General features: G+C 66.3%; 16 protein-coding genes and 1 tRNA gene. 5 read left to right on the top strand and 12 right to left on the bottom strand.

The window, feature by feature from the left end:
• Positions 1 to 313: 313 nt before the first annotated feature.
• From JTE92_RS14825 to recA, 6 genes are all read right to left on the bottom strand, one after another.
• Positions 314 to 1,009 (bottom strand): TerC family protein, encoded by a 696-nt coding sequence (locus JTE92_RS14825; RefSeq protein ID WP_063236845.1) that lies wholly within the window; start codon positions 1,007 to 1,009, stop codon positions 314 to 316.
• 252 nt (positions 1,010 to 1,261) lie between these two features.
• Positions 1,262 to 2,143 (bottom strand): succinate--CoA ligase subunit alpha, encoded by an 882-nt coding sequence (gene sucD / locus JTE92_RS14820; protein WP_062796940.1) that lies wholly within the window; start codon positions 2,141 to 2,143, stop codon positions 1,262 to 1,264.
• Between the two features lie 97 nt (positions 2,144 to 2,240).
• Entirely contained in the window at positions 2,241 to 3,407 is a 1,167-nt protein-coding gene (sucC, locus tag JTE92_RS14815; RefSeq protein ID WP_063236844.1) for an ADP-forming succinate--CoA ligase subunit beta, read from the bottom strand.
• Between the two features lie 91 nt (positions 3,408 to 3,498).
• The gene (locus JTE92_RS14810) at positions 3,499 to 4,206 is read right to left on the bottom strand and encodes a DUF2889 domain-containing protein (protein ID WP_063236843.1); all 708 of its coding nucleotides are present in this window, start codon (positions 4,204 to 4,206) and stop codon (positions 3,499 to 3,501) included.
• Between the two features lie 216 nt (positions 4,207 to 4,422).
• A complete protein-coding gene (gene recX / locus JTE92_RS14805; protein ID WP_063236842.1) occupies positions 4,423 to 4,890 on the bottom strand; it encodes a recombination regulator RecX in 468 nt (155 codons plus the stop codon).
• 95 nt (positions 4,891 to 4,985) lie between these two features.
• Positions 4,986 to 6,041, bottom strand: a complete 1,056-nt coding sequence (gene recA / locus JTE92_RS14800; RefSeq protein WP_063236841.1) for a recombinase RecA — start codon at positions 6,039 to 6,041, stop codon at positions 4,986 to 4,988.
• A gap of 240 nt (positions 6,042 to 6,281) precedes the next feature.
• Between recA and JTE92_RS14795 the strand changes: the two genes are divergently transcribed.
• From JTE92_RS14795 to JTE92_RS14775, 5 genes are all read left to right on the top strand, one after another.
• Positions 6,282 to 6,971 carry a response regulator transcription factor gene (locus JTE92_RS14795; protein WP_063236970.1) on the top strand — a complete coding sequence of 230 codons (690 nt, stop codon included), beginning with the start codon at positions 6,282 to 6,284 and terminating at the stop codon, positions 6,969 to 6,971.
• A gap of 94 nt (positions 6,972 to 7,065) precedes the next feature.
• Positions 7,066 to 8,619 (top strand): sensor histidine kinase, encoded by a 1,554-nt coding sequence (locus tag JTE92_RS14790; protein ID WP_063236840.1) that lies wholly within the window; start codon positions 7,066 to 7,068, stop codon positions 8,617 to 8,619.
• Entirely contained in the window at positions 8,616 to 8,945 is a 330-nt protein-coding gene (locus tag JTE92_RS14785; protein WP_063236839.1) for a DUF4212 domain-containing protein, read from the top strand. Before JTE92_RS14790 ends, JTE92_RS14785 begins: the two co-directional genes overlap by 4 nt.
• Before the next feature lie 253 nt (positions 8,946 to 9,198).
• Positions 9,199 to 10,896 (top strand): MFS transporter, encoded by a 1,698-nt coding sequence (locus JTE92_RS14780; RefSeq protein WP_063236838.1) that lies wholly within the window; start codon positions 9,199 to 9,201, stop codon positions 10,894 to 10,896.
• 141 nt (positions 10,897 to 11,037) lie between these two features.
• Positions 11,038 to 11,114: transfer RNA gene (locus tag JTE92_RS14775), tRNA-Met, on the top strand.
• 110 nt (positions 11,115 to 11,224) lie between these two features.
• Here the strand turns inward: JTE92_RS14775 and JTE92_RS14770 are convergent.
• From JTE92_RS14770 to JTE92_RS14745, 6 genes are all read right to left on the bottom strand, one after another.
• Entirely contained in the window at positions 11,225 to 11,965 is a 741-nt protein-coding gene (locus JTE92_RS14770; protein ID WP_063236969.1) for a GntR family transcriptional regulator, read from the bottom strand.
• Positions 11,966 to 12,086: 121 nt separating this feature from the next.
• A complete protein-coding gene (locus JTE92_RS14765) occupies positions 12,087 to 13,118 on the bottom strand; it encodes a Bug family tripartite tricarboxylate transporter substrate binding protein (protein WP_063236837.1) in 1,032 nt (343 codons plus the stop codon).
• A gap of 77 nt (positions 13,119 to 13,195) precedes the next feature.
• Positions 13,196 to 14,233 carry an Ldh family oxidoreductase gene (locus tag JTE92_RS14760; protein WP_063236836.1) on the bottom strand — a complete coding sequence of 346 codons (1,038 nt, stop codon included), beginning with the start codon at positions 14,231 to 14,233 and terminating at the stop codon, positions 13,196 to 13,198.
• A complete protein-coding gene (locus JTE92_RS14755; protein ID WP_063236835.1) occupies positions 14,230 to 15,165 on the bottom strand; it encodes a hydroxyacid dehydrogenase in 936 nt (311 codons plus the stop codon). Before JTE92_RS14755 ends, JTE92_RS14760 begins: the two co-directional genes overlap by 4 nt.
• Complete coding sequence (locus JTE92_RS14750; protein WP_063236834.1) at positions 15,165 to 16,340, bottom strand: UxaA family hydrolase; 1,176 nt, start codon at positions 16,338 to 16,340, stop codon at positions 15,165 to 15,167. Before JTE92_RS14750 ends, JTE92_RS14755 begins: the two co-directional genes overlap by 1 nt.
• Positions 16,341 to 16,392: 52 nt before the next feature.
• The gene (locus JTE92_RS14745; protein WP_063236833.1) at positions 16,393 to 16,674 is read right to left on the bottom strand and encodes a UxaA family hydrolase; all 282 of its coding nucleotides are present in this window, start codon (positions 16,672 to 16,674) and stop codon (positions 16,393 to 16,395) included.
• Positions 16,675 to 16,871 lie beyond the last annotated feature (197 nt).

Raw genomic sequence — 16,871 nt, 5'->3', positions numbered from 1 at the left:
CCCTCGAAGAGATTTTGGTTAAGCGTTGCACGTCTTCGGTTTCGTGACGCGGGGGACTAGACAGCAGTAAGCGTGCCAGCCATATCCCCCTTCCGTAGGGAGCAAAAAGCGACAAATTTCGTCACCCGACAGAGGAAAGCCCGCCGCTTTCGCCAAATTTTGTCACCTGTGCGCACTACCACCTGCCGAAGCGACAAAAAGTGCGATCACTCACATGAGTTAGTTGGAAATCGCACCGACAAGGGACGTCCGCCAAGGCGGCGACAAAAAAGGGCGGCCAACCGGCCGCCCTTCCGTGCGATGCAGTCCCCCGTCAGGCCGGCTGCGCCGACCGGCGGCTCAGCAGCTTGCCGATGATCACCACCAGGATCGCGCCGGCGGCGCCGAATACCAGGTGGGCGTGCGGCACGTGGATTTCGAACCAGGCGGCGTCGACCGGATCGCTGACCAGCATCTCGCCAGCCAGGTAGCCCAGCAGCGCGGCGCCCAGCACGATGATGACCGGGAAGCGTTCCATCACCTTGAGCAGCAGCGTGCTGCCGAACACGATCAGCGGGATCGACAGGCCCAGGCCGATGATCAGCAGCATCAGCTGGCTGCCCTCGGGGCCCTTCTGCGCGGCGGCGGCCACGGCGACCACGTTGTCCAGCGACATCACCAGGTCGGCGATCAGGATAGTGCGGATCGCGGCCCAGATATTGTCCTTGCCGTCGTGCCCTTCCTCGCCGTCATCGCCGGTCAGCAGCTGCACGCCGATATAGACCAGCAGCACGGCGCCGACGATCTTCAGGTAGGGCAGGCTCAGCAGCTTGACCGCGGCCACGGTCAGCACCACGCGCATGATGATGGCGGCGGCGCTGCCCCAGAAGATGGCCTTCTTCTGCTGGGCGGGCGGCAGGTTGCGCGAGGCGAGCGCGATCACCACCGCGTTGTCGCCGGACAGGACGATGTTGGTCAGGATGATCGATCCCAACGCAATCCAGAAAGTGGTGGAAGACAGCAGTTCCACGGGAAGGCTCCTCGAGTTCTATGTAGTGGCGGTTCTATGCGACGGCGCGCCCCGTCATCTGACGGAATTTCGGATGTCTGAAAGCGCAGACATGACTGTTTAACCGATGAACCTTTCGATTAGATTTCAATTTTGTAATCTTCAGGGGTTTCATGGCGTCAGAATCACTCACTCCAAACGACAATGCCCCCGCCGGAGGGCGGGGGCATCACATGTCCGGCCTTCCCGCGGCAGCGGGAACGGCAAGAGACCTTACAGCATCGCCTTCAGCAGGCGGCCCATCTCCGACGGGTTCTTGGTCACCTTGATACCGCAGGCTTCCATGATCTCCAGCTTGGCCTGGGCGGTATCGGCACCGCCCGAGATCAGCGCGCCGGCGTGGCCCATGCGCTTGCCCGGAGGCGCGGTCACGCCAGCGATGAAGCCAACCACCGGCTTCTTCATGTTGTCCTTGATCCAGTTGGCCGCGTTGGCCTCGTCCGGACCGCCGATCTCACCGATCATGACCACGGCGTCCGTTTCCGGATCGTCGTTGAACATCTTCATCACGTCGATGTGCTTCAGGCCGTTGATGGGGTCGCCACCGATGCCGACAGCCGACGACTGGCCCAGGCCCAGCGCGGTCAGCTGGCCCACGGCTTCGTACGTCAGCGTGCCCGAGCGCGACACCACGCCGATGCGGCCCTTCTTGTGGATGTGGCCCGGCATGATGCCGATCTTGATTTCGTCCGGCGTGATCAGGCCCGGGCAGTTCGGTCCCAGCAGCAGGGTCTTCTTGTTCTCGCGGCGCATGCGGTCCTTGACTTCCATCATGTCGCGCACGGGGATGCCTTCGGTGATGCAGACCACCAGGTCCAGGTCGGCGTCAACGGCTTCCCAGATCGCGGCGGCGGCGCCCGCGGGCGGCACGTAGATGACCGACACGGTGGCGCCGGTCTGGGCCTTGGCGTCCTTGACGCTGGCGTAGATGGGAATGCCTTCGAAGTCTTCGCCGGCCTTCTTGGGGTTCACGCCTGCTACGAAGGCGTTCTTGCCATTGGCGTAGTCGCGGCAGCCACGGGTGTGGAACTGGCCGGTCTTGCCGGTGATGCCCTGGGTGATGACCTTGGTGTCTTTGTTGATCAGAATCGACATGCTGTAATCCTTTGCTTGGCTACGCGCGGCGCGCGCAAGGGCTCAGTGAGCCCCGCGCACCGCGCGCGTTCGCGTATGGTTGCGTTCGTGCGACGGCTTACTTGCCAGCGGCAGCGGCCACCACCTTCTGGGCGGCTTCTTCCATCGTGTCGGCCGAGATGATGGGCAGGCCCGAGTCGGCCAGCATCTGCTTGCCGAGGTCTTCGTTGGTGCCCTTCATGCGCACGACCAGCGGCACCGTCAGGTGCACGGCCTTGGAAGCGGAGATCACGCCTTCGGCGATCACGTCGCAACGCATGATGCCGCCGAAGATGTTGACCAGGATGGCCTGCACGTTCTTGTTGCTCAGCATCAGCTTGAAGGCTTCGGTCACCTTCTCGGTGGTGGCACCACCGCCCACGTCGAGGAAGTTGGCCGGCTCGCCGCCGAACAGCTTGATGGTGTCCATGGTGGCCATGGCCAGGCCGGCGCCGTTCACCAGGCAGCCGATGTTGCCGTCCAGCGAGATGTAGGCCAGGTCGAACTTCGAGGCTTCGATTTCGTTGGCGTCTTCTTCATCCAGGTCGCGGTAGGCGACGATTTCCGGGTGACGGAACAGCGCGTTCGAGTCGAAGTTGAACTTGGCGTCCAGCGCGATGACCTTGCCATCGCCGGTCAGGATCAGCGGGTTGATTTCGGCCAGCGAGGCGTCGGTGTCGTAGAACGCCTTGTACAGGCCTTGCAGGGCCTGGCGAGCCTGGGCAACCGAAGCGTCGGGCACGCCGATCTTGCGGGCGATGTCGTCGGCGTCAGCGTCGGTCAGGCCGGTCGACGGCTCGATGATCAGGGTGTGGATCTTTTCCGGGGTGTGGGCAGCGACTTCTTCGATGTCCATGCCGCCTTCGCTCGACGCCATCAGCGCGATCTTCTGCGAAACGCGGTCCACCACCAGCGAAACGTACAGTTCCTTCTTGATGTCGGCGCCTTCTTCGATCAGCAGGCGATTGACCTTCTTGCCTTCCGGACCGGTCTGGTGCGTGACCAGCTGCATGCCCAGGATGTTCGAGGCGTATTGCTTGACCTCGTCCATGCTCTTGGCAACCTTGACGCCGCCGCCCTTGCCGCGGCCACCCGCGTGGATCTGCGCCTTGACAACCCACACCGGGCCGCCGAGCTGTTCTGCGGCCTTCAGGGCCTCGTCAACCGAGAACGCGGGGATGCCGCGCGGAACCGGCACATTGTATTTGCGCAGGATTTCCTTGCCTTGATACTCATGGATATTCATGCGTGTTTCCTTTCGGGTAGGCGTAAAAGGTAGAAGGGAGAAATCTGAAAAAGGAGACGAACTCTCTCGTCCGGGTGGCCGATCCTGAGAATCAGCCGGAAGTGCCGGTTGGCCTGTCGGCCGGGACAGCGTCGTTGCCGTCGTCGTTGGCTTGACCACCGCGGTCGCCATTGGCCACGGCGGGCGCCCGAGGCGCGGTTGCGGCGGCAGGTGCGGCCTCGGCCCTTGCCTTGGGCGTCGGCTGGTGACCATACCAGCGCGGGTAAAACTCACGGACCACCTCGCCGTCGAAACGCAGCGCGTGGCAGCCGTGCAACTGATAGGGCGGCTCCGGATTCGGATCGTCCTCGCCGTTGTCGCGGATACTGATGACTTCGCCGGCAAACGCCTGGATCGCGGTGCTGGGCAGCACGCCGGCGGCTTCGGTCAGGTGGGAACAGCCGTTGATGCCGGCCAGGCGCTCGCGCACCGCCTTGCGGAAGCCCTTGCGCAGGTTCAGCCCGATCAGCTTGCGGTAGGCCGGGCCGATGGTGTCGCACTGCGACGGGTACGGCACCCAGTCGGAGCAGGCCTCGGCATCCAGCACCGTCATGTCCTCGTTGATCGTGACGCGCAGCCACAGGTCGTGCAGGGGCTGGCCCTGCGGCCGGATACGGTCGCCGGCAAGTTCGATGTCGCGGGGCTTGGTGTCGGTCAGGCGCACCTCCACATCCCACAGGCCGTCCTCTCTCTGGTACGCCTCGGCCGTGATGGCACGGCGGTGGCGCAGGGAGCGGTTGACGGGCTGGGACAGAGGCATGGCCAGGCTGGAATACTGGGGGCTTGGGAACGGCGGCGCCGGAGCACCGAATAACCCGTGGAGTTTAACATGCCGCGCTGGTTTGCCCGGGAACATCCTTGTGCGGCGACTGTCGCGCCGCATTGTCGGGCGACCGCGCGCCGACCGCGCGCTAAGCACCCTGATGCCAGTGCAGGCAATGTGCCGAAAAATGCGGACGATACCGCACGCCTACGCTCAGGCGTCGTCGCCGTACGCTTCGTCGGCGCCCTGGATGATCTTGCTGACCACCGCGCGTGAAAACCCCCGCGCCACCATGAAGCGGATCTGCCTGGCACGCGCCTCCGGCGTCTCCGGCGGCACGCCGAAACGCTTGCGCCAGACCTCGCGGGCGCGCTCGGTCTCGGTGGCGCGCAGTCTTTCCTGCAGTTCGCCCAGCTGTTCGCTGCCCAGCTTGTGGGTCTTGGCTTCCTGCATCACCCTGGCCGCGCCATAGCGGGCGCCGCGGCGATGGACCAGGCTGTCGGCAAAGCGCTGGTTGGACAGCCAGTTCTCGCGCTCGAGCGCATCGAGCAGCTGCTCGAGCTGCTCCGGCGATTCGGCATGGGGCGCGAGCTTGCGCGCCAGTTCGGCCCGGCTGTGCTCGCGGCGCGACAGGTAGCCGACGGCGCGGGCTTTCAGGGACAGGGGGGGACGGGTGGCCATTGAAATCGTGAAGTTTCCACCGTGGGCCTAAACAAAAAGGCCGGCGCATCGGCGATGCCCCGGCCCCTCCGGCTGCTCCGGTGGCTGGCTGGCGCTCAGCCTTCCAGCGCTTCGGCCGGCACGACGTTGGTCGGCGCCACGCCCAGCGCCACACGCACCTTGTTCTCGATCTCTTCGGCGATGTCCGGGTTCTCGCGCAGGTACTCGCGCGCGTTGTCCTTGCCCTGGCCGATCTTGTCGCCGTTGTAGCTGTACCACGCGCCCGCCTTCTCGACGATCTTGGCATCCACGCCCAGGTCGATGATCTCGCCCTGGCGGGAGATGCCCTGGCCGTACAGGATGTCGAAGAAGGCTTCGCGGAACGGCGGCGAGACCTTGTTCTTGACCACCTTGACCTTGGTCTCGTTGCCGATGACGTCGTCGCCCTTCTTGATCGAGCCGATGCGGCGGATATCCAGGCGCACCGAGGCGTAGAACTTCAGCGCGTTGCCGCCGGTGGTGGTTTCCGGCGAGCCGAACATCACGCCGATCTTCATGCGGATCTGGTTGATGAAGATCACCAGGCAGTTGGTGCGCTTGATGGTGCCGGTCAGCTTGCGCAGCGCCTGGCTCATCAGGCGGGCCTGCAGGCCGGGCAGCGAGTCGCCCATTTCGCCTTCGATTTCAGCCTTGGGCACCAGCGCCGCCACCGAGTCGATCACGATCAGGTCGATGGAGCCCGAACGCACCAGCGCATCGGTGATTTCCAGTGCCTGCTCGCCGGTGTCCGGCTGCGAGATCAGCAGGTCGCCGACGTTTACGCCCAGCTTGCCGGCGTAGCTGACGTCGAGCGCGTGCTCGGCGTCGATAAAGGCGCAGGTGCCGCCCAGCTTCTGCATCTCGGCCACGACTTGCAGCGTCAGCGTGGTCTTGCCCGACGATTCCGGACCATAGATCTCGACCACGCGGCCGCGCGGCAGGCCGCCGACGCCAAGCGCGATGTCCAGGCCGAGCGAACCGGTGGAGACCACCTGGATGTCCTTTTCGACCTCGCCGTCGCCCAGGCGCATGATCGAGCCCTTGCCGAACTGCTTCTCGATCTGGGAGAGCGCGGCGGCAAGCGCCTTCTGCTTCTCGGCGCTCACGCCGGCACCTGCCTTCTTGTCGTCCATGGTCGTCCTTGAATCAAATGGTGTATAAATAGGCCGCATGTGGCGCGGCACCGGCTTTTGCCGGCTCCAGCGCCGGCCCGGCTGTCTGCGCGGCCGCCAATCAGGAAGCATCACTCAGGAAGCATCCCCGGGCGGCCCCAGCGGAATGTGCGGGTACTGTATAAAAAAACAGTATGCTTGGCAAGCCCCATCGCGCCCATTCTCAAGGCGCCCGGCTATGCCGGCCAGGTGGAGACAACCATGCGTATTCTGATCGCCGAAGATGACGACACGCTGGCCGATGGCCTGACGCGCTCGCTACGTCACTCGGGTTATGCCGTCGACCACGTTGCCGACGGGCTGGGCGCCGACTCGGCCCTCTCTACCCAGGCCTTCGACCTGCTGATCCTGGACCTGGGACTGCCGCGCATGTCCGGCCTGGAGGTGCTCAAGCGCCTGCGCGCCCGCGGCGCGATGCTGCCGGTGCTGATCCTGACCGCGGCCGACAGCGTCGACGAACGCGTCAAGGGCCTGGACCTGGGCGCCGACGACTACATGGCCAAGCCCTTCGCGCTGTCCGAGCTGGAAGCCCGCGTGCGCGCGCTGGTGCGCCGCGGCGCCGGCGGCGGCGCCACGCTGATGCGGCACGGGCCGCTGGCCTTCGACCAGGTCGGCCGCATCGCCTACCTGAACGAGCAGATGCTGGACCTGTCGGCGCGCGAGATCGGACTGCTGGAGATCCTGCTGACGCGCTGCGGCCGGCTGGTGTCCAAGGAACAGCTGGTCGACCACCTGTGCGAGTGGGGCGAGGAAGTCAGCAACAACGCGATCGAAGTCTACGTGCACCGCCTGCGCAAGAAGATCGAGGTGGGCGGCATCCGCATCGCCACGGTCCGCGGCCTGGGCTACTGCCTGGAAAAATTCCAGCCGGCCGTGGCGGCGCAGCACTGACGTGGCCCGGTTTATGTGGCCCCATTGACGCGGCCCGCACCTTAGCCTCACCCTTGCAGGCGAGCACGACCGCAACCGAGCGACCACCGTCGAGATGAGCCTGCTGCAACTGCCCTGGCGGCGCGCGCACCGCGCCGTGCCGCCGCCCTCCCCTGCCACGCCGCCGGACGCCGCCGACCAGGAACTGGCCGACGCACTGCCGCACCTGGAGGAAAGCACCGCCACGCCCGCGCCGCGCTCGCTGTTCGGCGAGATCCTCGACTGGATGCTGGCGCCGCTGCTGCTGCTGTGGCCGATGAGCATCGCGGTAACGTACCTGGTCGCCAAGTCGATCGCCAATGGCCCGTTCGACCGGGCGCTGGAAGCCAGTGCCATCGTGCTGTCGCAGCAGCTGCGCGAGGTCAACGGCCGCGTCACGCTGCAATTGCCCCTGTCGGCGCGCGAGATCCTGCGCGCGGACGAGACCGACAATATCTATTACCAGGTGGTCGGCAAGCGCGGCGAGTACATCGCCGGCGACCACGACCTGCCGCTGCCGTCGGAAGAAGACCAGGGCCACGCCGGCCTGGTGTCGCTGCGCGACGACCGCGTCGCCGGCAACGACGTGCGCGTGGCCTATACCTACATCGACCTGCGCAATGTCAGCGGCAACCAGCCGGTACTGGTGCAGGTGGCCGAAACACTCGACAAGCGCGCGCGCCTGGCCAACGAGATCATCAAGGGCGTGATCCTGCCCCAGTTCGTGATCCTGCCGCTGGCGGTGGTGCTGGTGTGGTTCGGGCTCTCGCGCGGACTGGCGCCGCTGACCGCGATCCAGCAGCGCATCCGCGCGCGCAACCCCGGCGACACCAGTCCCATCGACGAACGCGCCGCGCCGCAGGAGATCACGCCGCTGGTGGGATCGTTCAACGACCTGCTGGCGCGGCTGGACCAGTCGGTGCAGACGCAGAAACGCTTTATCGCCGATGCCGCGCACCAGATGAAGACCCCGCTGGCGGGGCTGCGCATGCAGGCCGAGCTGGCGCAGCGCGAGCAGTCGCCGGAAGAACTGCGGCGCTCGCTGGCGCAGATCGCGGGCAGCTCCGAGCGCACCGCGCACCTAGTCACGCAGCTGCTGTCGCTGGCGCGCATGGAAAACCTGGCCGGCGCCGGCGGCATGGGCGAGCTTGACCTGGGTGCGCTGGCGCGCGAGGTGGTCAAGGACTGGCTGCCGCAAGCCTGGGCGCGCGACATCGACCTGGGGCTGGAAGCCGACGACCACCCGGTGACGGTGCTGGGCAACCGGCTGATGCTGACGGAGATGCTCAACAACCTGCTCGACAATGCCATCCGCTACACGCCGCGCGGCGGGCACGCGACGGTGCGCGTCAGCGCCGATGCCTTCGAGCCGTTTGCCTACCTCGACGTGGAAGACACCGGCCCGGGCATTGCGCCGGCCGACCGCGAACGCGTGATGGAGCGCTTCTACCGCGTGCTCGGCACCAATACCGAAGGCAGCGGGCTGGGCCTGGCCATCGTGCGCGAGATCGTGCAGCAACACGGCGGCGACGTGCAGATTTCCGACCACGTCTATCAGCAATCGCCGCGCCTGGCCGGCGCGCATTTCCGCGTGACCCTGCGCCGCCCCACCGAAACTCCCACCTCATGAGCGACGTGCCCGCCCCTGACCTCGCCGAAGCCCGTCAGCGCCGGGCCTGGCATCGCAACCTGCGCTGGATCGCCGGGCTGCTGGCAGTCTGGTTCGTGGTTACCTTCGTGGTGGCCTGGTTTGCGCGCGAACTGCGCTTTGACTTCTTCGGCTGGCCGTTCTCGTTCTGGGTGGGTGCCCAGGGGGCGCTGGTGGTCTACGTGCTGATGGCCGCCCTGTACGCCTGGCGCATGAACCGCGCCGACGAAGCACACGACAAGGCTGACGCGCCCGCCCCCCTGCCTTCGCAGGGTGCCTTGCGCGGGCCTGGCTCCGATGCTGCATAGCGATATGCCGGCGGAGCCGCTCCGCAATGCCATGCAGGCGCTGAAGCTGGCTGCACCGCACCATGCGCAGCCCTGAAAACGGCTAGCGTATACCCCGACATTTTTGGCACTTGCGCGCCGAAATCTGTCAGAACGCAGTAAGTTTCGCCTCCCACAATCCTCTGCAACTCAGGCTCCCGGCCAGCGGCACGGGCCGTTTTCCGCGATGTTGCCGCGCCTCGCCCGAGATCCCATCCAGACGGAGGAGACAAGAATGGCAAACGTGCAAAACGTTGCGGTACCCGGAGGGGGTACCCAAAACACACCGATGACACGCGAGGAGCGCAAGGTGATTCTTGCCTCTTCGCTCGGCACGGTGTTCGAGTGGTACGACTTTTACCTGTACGGCTCGCTGGCGGCGATCATCGCCAAGCAGTTCTTCGCCGGGCTGGATCCGACCTCGGCCTTCATCTTCGCGCTGCTCGCTTTTGCCGCCGGCTTTATCGTGCGGCCGTTCGGCGCGCTGGTGTTCGGCCGCCTGGGCGACATGATCGGACGCAAGTACACCTTCCTGGTAACGATCCTGATCATGGGCGTGTCGACGTTCATCGTCGGCCTGCTGCCGGGCTATGCCACCATCGGCTGGGCTGCCCCGATCATCCTGATCGCGCTGCGCATGCTGCAGGGCCTGGCGCTCGGCGGCGAGTACGGCGGTGCCGCCACCTACGTGGCCGAGCACGCGCCGCACGGCAAGCGCGGTTCCTACACCTCGTGGATCCAGACCACGGCCACGCTGGGCCTGTTCCTGTCGCTGATCGTGATCCTGCTGTGCCGCGAGCTGACCGGCCCGAACTTCGAAGTCTGGGGCTGGCGCATTCCGTTCCTGCTGTCGATCCTGCTGCTCGGCGTCTCGGTGTACATCCGCCTGTCGATGAATGAATCGCCGGCGTTCCAGCGCATGAAGGCCGAAGGCAAGACCTCCAAGGCCCCGCTAACCGAATCCTTCGCCCAGTGGCGCAACCTGAAGATCGTGATCCTGGCCCTGCTCGGCCTGACCGCCGGCCAGGCCGTGGTCTGGTATACCGGCCAGTTCTACGCGCTGTTCTTCCTGACCCAGGTGCTCAAGGTCGATGCCAAGACGGCCAACCTGCTGATTGCCGGTGCCCTGGTGATCGGCACGCCGTTCTTCATCTTCTTCGGCGCGCTGTCGGACAAGATCGGCCGCAAGTGGATCATCATGGCGGGCTGCGCGCTGGCCGTGCTGACCTACTTCCCGCTGTTCAAGGCGCTGACCCACTACGCCAACCCGGCGCTGGAGCGCGCCCAGCAGAGCGCCCAGATCGTGGTGACCGCGGATCCGAAGCAGTGCTCGTTCCAGGGCAGCCCGATCGCCCGCGAGATCGACTTCCGCAGCTCGTGCGATATCGCCAAGCGCACCCTGGCCCAGTCCTCGGCCAGCTACGAGGTGGTGGAAGCCCCGGCCGGCACGCTGGCTACGGTCAGGATCGGCGACAAGGAGATCAAGTCCCTCGACGCCAGGCTTGCCAACGGCCACAGCTTCGACGACGCCAGCAAGGCCCAGATCGCGGCGTTCAAGAAGGAGGTGAGCGGTGCCATGTCCGCTGCCGGCTATCCGGCCAAGGCCGACCCGGCGCAGATGAACACGATCATGGTGCTGGTGATCCTGGTCATCCTGGTGATCTACGTCACCATGGTGTATGGCCCGATCGCCGCCATGCTGGTGGAGCTGTTCCCGACCCGCATCCGCTATACCTCGATGTCGCTGCCCTACCATATCGGCAACGGCTGGTTCGGCGGCCTGCTGCCCACCATCTCGTTCGCGCTGGTGGCCCAGAACGGCAATATCTACTATGGCCTGTGGTACCCGATCATCATCGCGGCCCTCACCTTCGTGATCGGTGCGCTGTTCGTGCGGGAAACCAAGGACGTGGATATCTACGCCCACGACTGAACGGTCGGCGGGACGTAACCGTGACCACAACGGCAGGCCAACCCGGCCTGCCGTTTTTTCGTGGGCACCGGTGCCCCGAAAAAATCTTCGCACGAGGGTGTTGACAGTGCCGGAAGCCCCTGTATAATCTCAGTCTTCGTTGGCGAATTAGCTCAGTCGGTTAGAGCGACGGAATCATAATCCGCAGGTCCGGGGTTCGAGTCCCTGATTCGCCACCATCTATTTGAAAAGCCGCGTTCTCGCAAGAGAACGCGGCTTTTTGCTTTGGACGTTGGACTGCCAGGCACGCTTCCGGCACCTCTCCTCTCGATGCCGGAAGCGTCACGCCCTACGGCTGCGTCAACAGAAACTCATGCCGGCTCGTATCCAGCCGCGACACCCGGTACTCGATCCGTTCGTCGTGGTAGGACGAGGCCACGCGCAGGATCTTCAGCAACGGGCTGCCCACCGGCACACCCAGCAGCTCGTGGTCGTCTTCGTCCGCCAGTGCCGAGCGCAACCGCTCTTCGGTGCGGATGATATTGATGCCGAAGACATCCTGGTAGAAGTTGTAGAGCGTATTGGGCCGCTCGCGCAGCTGCTTCTCCGTCAGGCCCTTGAAGCGCGCTTCCGGCACGGTGATGGCATCGATCATCATCGGGGTGCCTTCCAGCGACAGCACATTGGCGAAGCGAAACACGGGCTCGCCAACGGCCAGCCCCAGCGCGGCCGCCTCGTCCTTGTCGGCCTTCGCGCGCCGGAACCTGGCCAGGCGTACGGTCGGGTATTCGCGATGGCCGTCCTGGCGCACGATACGGAAGAAGCGGAAGAAGTGATCCTCCTGCCGGTGCGTGGCGACGAATGTGCCGCGTCCCTGGTGCCGGATCATGATGCCTTCGGCCACCAGTTCGTCGATCGCCTTGCGCAACGTGCCGATCGACACGCCGAAGCGTTCGATCAGCTTGCGCTCGGACGGAATGGCTTCTCCCGGCTTCCACTCCCCCTCCGCCAGGGCGGAAAGAATGGCCTGCTTGACGTCCTTGTACAGGACGCCGCCGATCGCGCTGGCGGCATCAAATCTGGCACCCACGTTGAAATCCCTGTTCGCTGGCCCGCGCCGCCTTGCCGGGTGCGCGGGCCGATTCATCTGGATAAGCCAGATCATACCGGAGGCCCTCTTGTGCCTGGCACCGCCACCCGGTGCTGTTCGACTACTCGGCGCGGATGTGCTTCTCTTCGATCAACCGCGCCCACCGCGTCACCTCGCCGTTGAAGTATTCGGCGAAGGGGCCGCTGGTCTGCGGCGCCGGGCTGAACCCGGCCGCCACGATGCGCTCGCGCACCGCGTCGGCCTGGAGCATGCGCGCCACCGACGCGGCGACCTTGTCGACGATCGGCTTCGGCGTGGCGGCCGGCATCATCAGGCCCGTCCAGTTCTCGACGATCAGGTCGGGGAAGCCGGCCTCGGCCACGGTCGGCACGTCGGGCAGCAGCGGATGCCGCTCGCGCGTGGTCACCGCCAGCGCGCGCAGCTTGCCGCCCTTCACATAGGCCAGCGACTCCGGGAAATTGGAGAACACCACGTCGATCTGGCCGCCGATCAGGTCGGTCATCGACGGCGCCCCGCCCTTGTACGGCACATGGGTCAGGCTGGCGCCGGTCAGGCTCTCGAACAGGGCCAGCGTCAGGTGCGGCGGCGTGCCGTTGCCACTGGAGCCGGCATTGAGCTTGCCCTTCTGCGCCGCCGCGGCCAGGTCCTTCATCGACCTGACCGGCGAACTGGCCGGCACCACCACCAGCATCGGCGACGAGGCGATGCGCGCCACCGGCACCAGGTCTTTCTGCATGCTGAACGGCAGCCTGGGGAACAGCGTGACATTGGAGGCATGGGTCAGCGTGACCGCGAGCCAGGTATAGCCGTCGGCGGGTGCCTTCGCGACCTGGTCGGCGCCGATGTTCGCGTTGCCGCCGGGCTTGTTGTCGACCACCACGGGCCGCTTCCACTCCTCCGCGAGCTGGTGCCCGACCAGGCGCGCCATGATGTCCGTCAGGCCCCCGGCCGCGAACGGGACCACATAGCGGATCGGCTTGCCTGGATAGTCGTGGGCGGGCACCGACGCCTGCGCCGTGCCCTGTGCGGCGGCCGGCGCCGAGGCCAGTCCGGTGAGCGTGGATACTGCGGACAACGCGACAAGCGCGCCGGCTCCGTACCTGAGCGCGGTGCGAATCAAACCTCGAACCATGGTGTGTCTCCGTTTTGTGGTCGCTGGCCCGTTCTGTGTCGGGTCCGCTTTCGTGGTGGGAATCGAATCGAAAACTGCTAGGCCTTGCCCTCCTGTACCGCTTCTTCCGCAAGTTCTTCCGCAAGTTCGCGCAGCTCCCTGAGCAGGGCATCGGGGATCTCTATGCCATGGGCCTGCGCATCGGCCTGCGCGGCATCGCGCCGCGCACCGGGCAGGCGCGTGCCCGCGTCATCCAGCATCGCCTGCAACAGGGCTTCGACACGTCCGGCATAGGCGTCGGAGCCCGCGAACGCGCCCGGGTCCAGCACCATGAAGAGCTGGCCGATACGCGGCCGGTTGCCGGCTTCGGTGAAAAAGGAATCCGCTTCGGCGCCAAAGCTGGCGCCGGCCAGCGAGGTCACCAGCAGCTCGACCATCAGCGCCAGCATCGCGCCCTTGACGCCGCCCGCGGGCAGCATCGAGCCGCGCAGCGCGGCCTGCGCATCGGTGGTCGGCTGGCCGGCTTCGTCCAGGGCCCAGCCCAGCGGGATCGGCTTGCCCTGCTTCGCGGCCACCATGATCTTGCCGCGCGCGACCTCGGACAGCGACAGGTCGATCACGACCGGCGCATGGCCCCGGCGCGGAAACACCGCGGCAATGGGATTGGTGCCGAACAGCGGGCGCCGCCCTCCCCAGGCAGGCATCGCTGCGGGCGAGTTGCCCATGGCGATGCCCACCATGCCCGCGCGCGCCACCGGATCGAGCGGCAGCGCGGCCGCGCCGAAGTGATGGCTGTTGGTGACCGCCGCGACACCGACACCGGTTTCGTAGGCCCGGCCCATTGCCTCGGCAATGGCCAGGTCGCAGGCCGGGAAGGCGAAGCCGCAGCCCGCATCGACCAGCGCGGCACTGGCGCGCGCGGCGCGCACCGTGGGCATGGCGCGGCCGTCGACACGGTCCGCGCGCAGGTGCGCCACATACATGGGTATCCGCGATACGCCATGCGAGGCCAGCCCCGCCGCATCGGCGCGCACCAGCGCCGCGGCCGTTGCGTCGGCCTGCAGCTGGCTCGCGCCCGCGCGCCGCAGGGCGGCGTTGGCAATCCGCTCCAACTGCGTCATTGGCACCCGGCTCATGTCATGTCCTCCAGCGTCTGCCGTACCTGTTGCGCGATCATCATCGAGACCCGCGCATTGGCCTCCTGCGTCACGCCGCCGATATGCGGGGTCAGGATCAGGTTGGGCACGTCAGCCAGCACGCTGCCTGCAGGCAAAGGCTCGCGCTCGAAGACGTCGAGCGCGGCGCCGCCGAGATGCCCGTCGCGCAGTGCCTGCGCCAGCGCGGCCTCGTCGACCACGCCGCCGCGCGCGGTGTTGATCAGCACCGCGCCGCGCTTCATGCCCGCGATCCGCTGTGCATCGAGCAGATGCCGCGTGGCAGGGACCAGCGGCACATGCAGGCTGACCGCATCGGCCTGCGCCAGCAGCGTGTCGAGCGCGACGCTGCGCACGCCGGTCCGGGCCCATACCGGGTCGTCCGCGGCCAGCATCGGGTCGAATGCCGCCACCTGCATGCCGAACGCCTGCGCCAGCGCGGCGGCCTGCCTGCCGATGTCGCCGAAGCCCACCAGCCCCAGCGTCTTGCCCAGTGCCTCCCTGCCCTCCGACAGGCGTGCGCGCGGCCACTGCCCCGCGGCCACTTGCGCGCTGCTGCCGTAGGCACCGCGCAGCAGCAGCGCCGCGGTGGTGACCACGTACTCGGCCACCGAGCGCGCATTGGCCCCGGCCGCGGGGATCACGCGGATGCCGCGCTCGCGGCAGGCATCGACATCGATATTGTCGAGCCCGACCCCGAGCCGCCCGACCACGCGCAGCGACGGCGCACCGGCCAGCAGTGCCGCGTCGACCTGCGTGCGGTTGCGCACGATCAGCGCCTGCGCGCCGGGCAGCGCATCGAGCAGTTCGGCGCGGCGGTCGACCCAACCCGGCTCGTAGCGCAGGTCGAAGCCCGCCCGCAGCGCCTGCACCGCGGCATCGTCCATGAACTCGCTGATGCAGATGCGCTTCATCATGCCGACTCGTGGATGCGGGTCAGCACGAACTCGCGGTGGCCGAGCGCTTCCGCCGCGGTCCAGCGCCCGTTGACCGTGGCCAGCATGCACTCGAGCAGCTTGTCGCCGGTCTGGTCCAGCGTCAGCTCGCGCTGCAGCAGGCCCGAGCAATCGACATCCATGTGCTCGCTCATCAGCCGCACCGTGCGCGGGTTGGCGCACAGCTTGATCACCGGCACGATCGGGTTGCCGATCACGTTGCCCTGCCCGGTCGGGAAGAAATGCACCACATAGCCGGCGGCGGCGCACAGCGTGACCATCTCAGCCGCGGCCGACGACGAATCCATGAACCACAGGCCCGGGTGGGCCGGCGCCTCGGCCTTGTCGAGCACGCCGTCGACCGTGCACTGCTTGCCGATCTTCTGGATATTGCCCAGCGCCTTCTCTTCGATCGTGGTGAGGCCGCCGGCGATATTGCCCTTGGTCGGCTGCGACTCCGACAGGTCCGAGGTCTTCCAGCGGTCGATCATGCCCTGGTAGCGCTCGAACATGGCCATGAACTGGTGGCGCACTTCGTCGTTGGCGCAGCGCGCCGCCACGATATGCTCGCCGCCGGTCAGCTCGGAGGTCTCGCCGAAGACCAGCGTGGTGCCGAGCGGATGCAGCTTGTCGAAGGCATTGCCGACGGTCGGGTTGGCGCCGCAGCCGGAGGTGGTATCCGATTCGCCGCACTTGGTCGATACCCACAGGTCGCTGATCGGGCATTCCACCCGGTGCAGCGCGGTGGCGTACTGCACATACTCTTTTGCCGCCTTCGACGCCCGCATGATGGTGTCATGGTCGCCATGGCCCTCGATGCCGAAGCCGACCACCGGCTTGCCGGTTTTGGCGATGCCATCCACCACTTTCCTGGTCCAGCCGTCCTCGATGCCGATCACCACCACGGCGGCAACATTGGGATTGCTGCCCGCGCCGATCAGCGTGCGGAAGTGCAGGTCCAGGTCCGGCCCGAACTGCAAGCGGCCATACGGGTGGGGAATCGCCATGGTGCCCTTGATGGCGACGGCGACCGCCTCGGCGGCGGCGTTGGACAGGTCGTCCAGCGGCAGGATGATGACGTGGTTGCGCACGCCGACGCGGCCGTTGTCGCGGCGGTAGCCCCAGAAGGTGGTGTTTTGATCGATCACGGACATGGCTTGGGTCTCGGGTATGGGAAGGGGAGATGCGTGGCGGGGACCGGGCGGCTTACCAGCGCTTGGTCTTGATGTTGTGGACGTGGGCGTGTTCGCCCGCCCTGATCGGCGCCACTACCTTGCCGATGTCGATGCCGTACTTGTAGACGGTGTCGTCGGGATCCATGTCGCACAGCGCCACCTTGTGGCCGATGGGGATCGGCTGCAGCGCGGTCACGGTCACGATCTTGTCCTCATCCATGATCCAGGCGTTCAGCCTGGTGCCGGCCTGGATCCCTTCCACCACGGCCACGGCCACGGTGTCCTTGGCGTCGTGCAGCACTACGTGAATCATCGTCGTCTCCTCTGTGTGGGTCGTCTTGATGGATTCATGTTAGGCAAGCCAGTGATCCATGTCAACCAACTCATATATATCACTTAGTTGAATATGGATCGGCGCGTGGCGCGCATGGGGTTGCGGCAGGTCATCGGGCGACCTGCCGATCATTCCGTGTCGATGTTGGGGGGAAGAAGATCCTGCTGTCGGGGCGG

Source organism: Cupriavidus oxalaticus (assembly GCF_016894385.1).
Lineage (GTDB): Bacteria > Pseudomonadota > Gammaproteobacteria > Burkholderiales > Burkholderiaceae > Cupriavidus > Cupriavidus oxalaticus.
The sequence above is the reverse complement of the archived record's forward strand: the minus strand, read 5'-3'. Positions and strand labels throughout refer to the sequence as shown.

Coding starts and splice junctions, on each gene's coding strand:
- sucD (WP_062796940.1), bottom strand. CDS start 2,143: ATGTCGATTCTGATCAACAAAGACACCAAGGTCATCACCCAGGGCATC.
- sucC (WP_063236844.1), bottom strand. CDS start 3,407: ATGAATATCCATGAGTATCAAGGCAAGGAAATCCTGCGCAAATACAAT.
- JTE92_RS14810 (WP_063236843.1), bottom strand. CDS start 4,206: ATGCCTCTGTCCCAGCCCGTCAACCGCTCCCTGCGCCACCGCCGTGCC.
- recX (WP_063236842.1), bottom strand. CDS start 4,890: ATGGCCACCCGTCCCCCCCTGTCCCTGAAAGCCCGCGCCGTCGGCTAC.
- recA (WP_063236841.1), bottom strand. CDS start 6,041: ATGGACGACAAGAAGGCAGGTGCCGGCGTGAGCGCCGAGAAGCAGAAG.
- JTE92_RS14795 (WP_063236970.1), top strand. CDS start 6,282: ATGCGTATTCTGATCGCCGAAGATGACGACACGCTGGCCGATGGCCTG.
- JTE92_RS14790 (WP_063236840.1), top strand. CDS start 7,066: ATGAGCCTGCTGCAACTGCCCTGGCGGCGCGCGCACCGCGCCGTGCCG.
- JTE92_RS14785 (WP_063236839.1), top strand. CDS start 8,616: ATGAGCGACGTGCCCGCCCCTGACCTCGCCGAAGCCCGTCAGCGCCGG.
- JTE92_RS14780 (WP_063236838.1), top strand. CDS start 9,199: ATGGCAAACGTGCAAAACGTTGCGGTACCCGGAGGGGGTACCCAAAAC.
- JTE92_RS14765 (WP_063236837.1), bottom strand. CDS start 13,118: ATGGTTCGAGGTTTGATTCGCACCGCGCTCAGGTACGGAGCCGGCGCG.
- JTE92_RS14760 (WP_063236836.1), bottom strand. CDS start 14,233: ATGAGCCGGGTGCCAATGACGCAGTTGGAGCGGATTGCCAACGCCGCC.
- JTE92_RS14755 (WP_063236835.1), bottom strand. CDS start 15,165: ATGAAGCGCATCTGCATCAGCGAGTTCATGGACGATGCCGCGGTGCAG.
- JTE92_RS14750 (WP_063236834.1), bottom strand. CDS start 16,340: ATGTCCGTGATCGATCAAAACACCACCTTCTGGGGCTACCGCCGCGAC.
- JTE92_RS14745 (WP_063236833.1), bottom strand. CDS start 16,674: ATGATTCACGTAGTGCTGCACGACGCCAAGGACACCGTGGCCGTGGCC.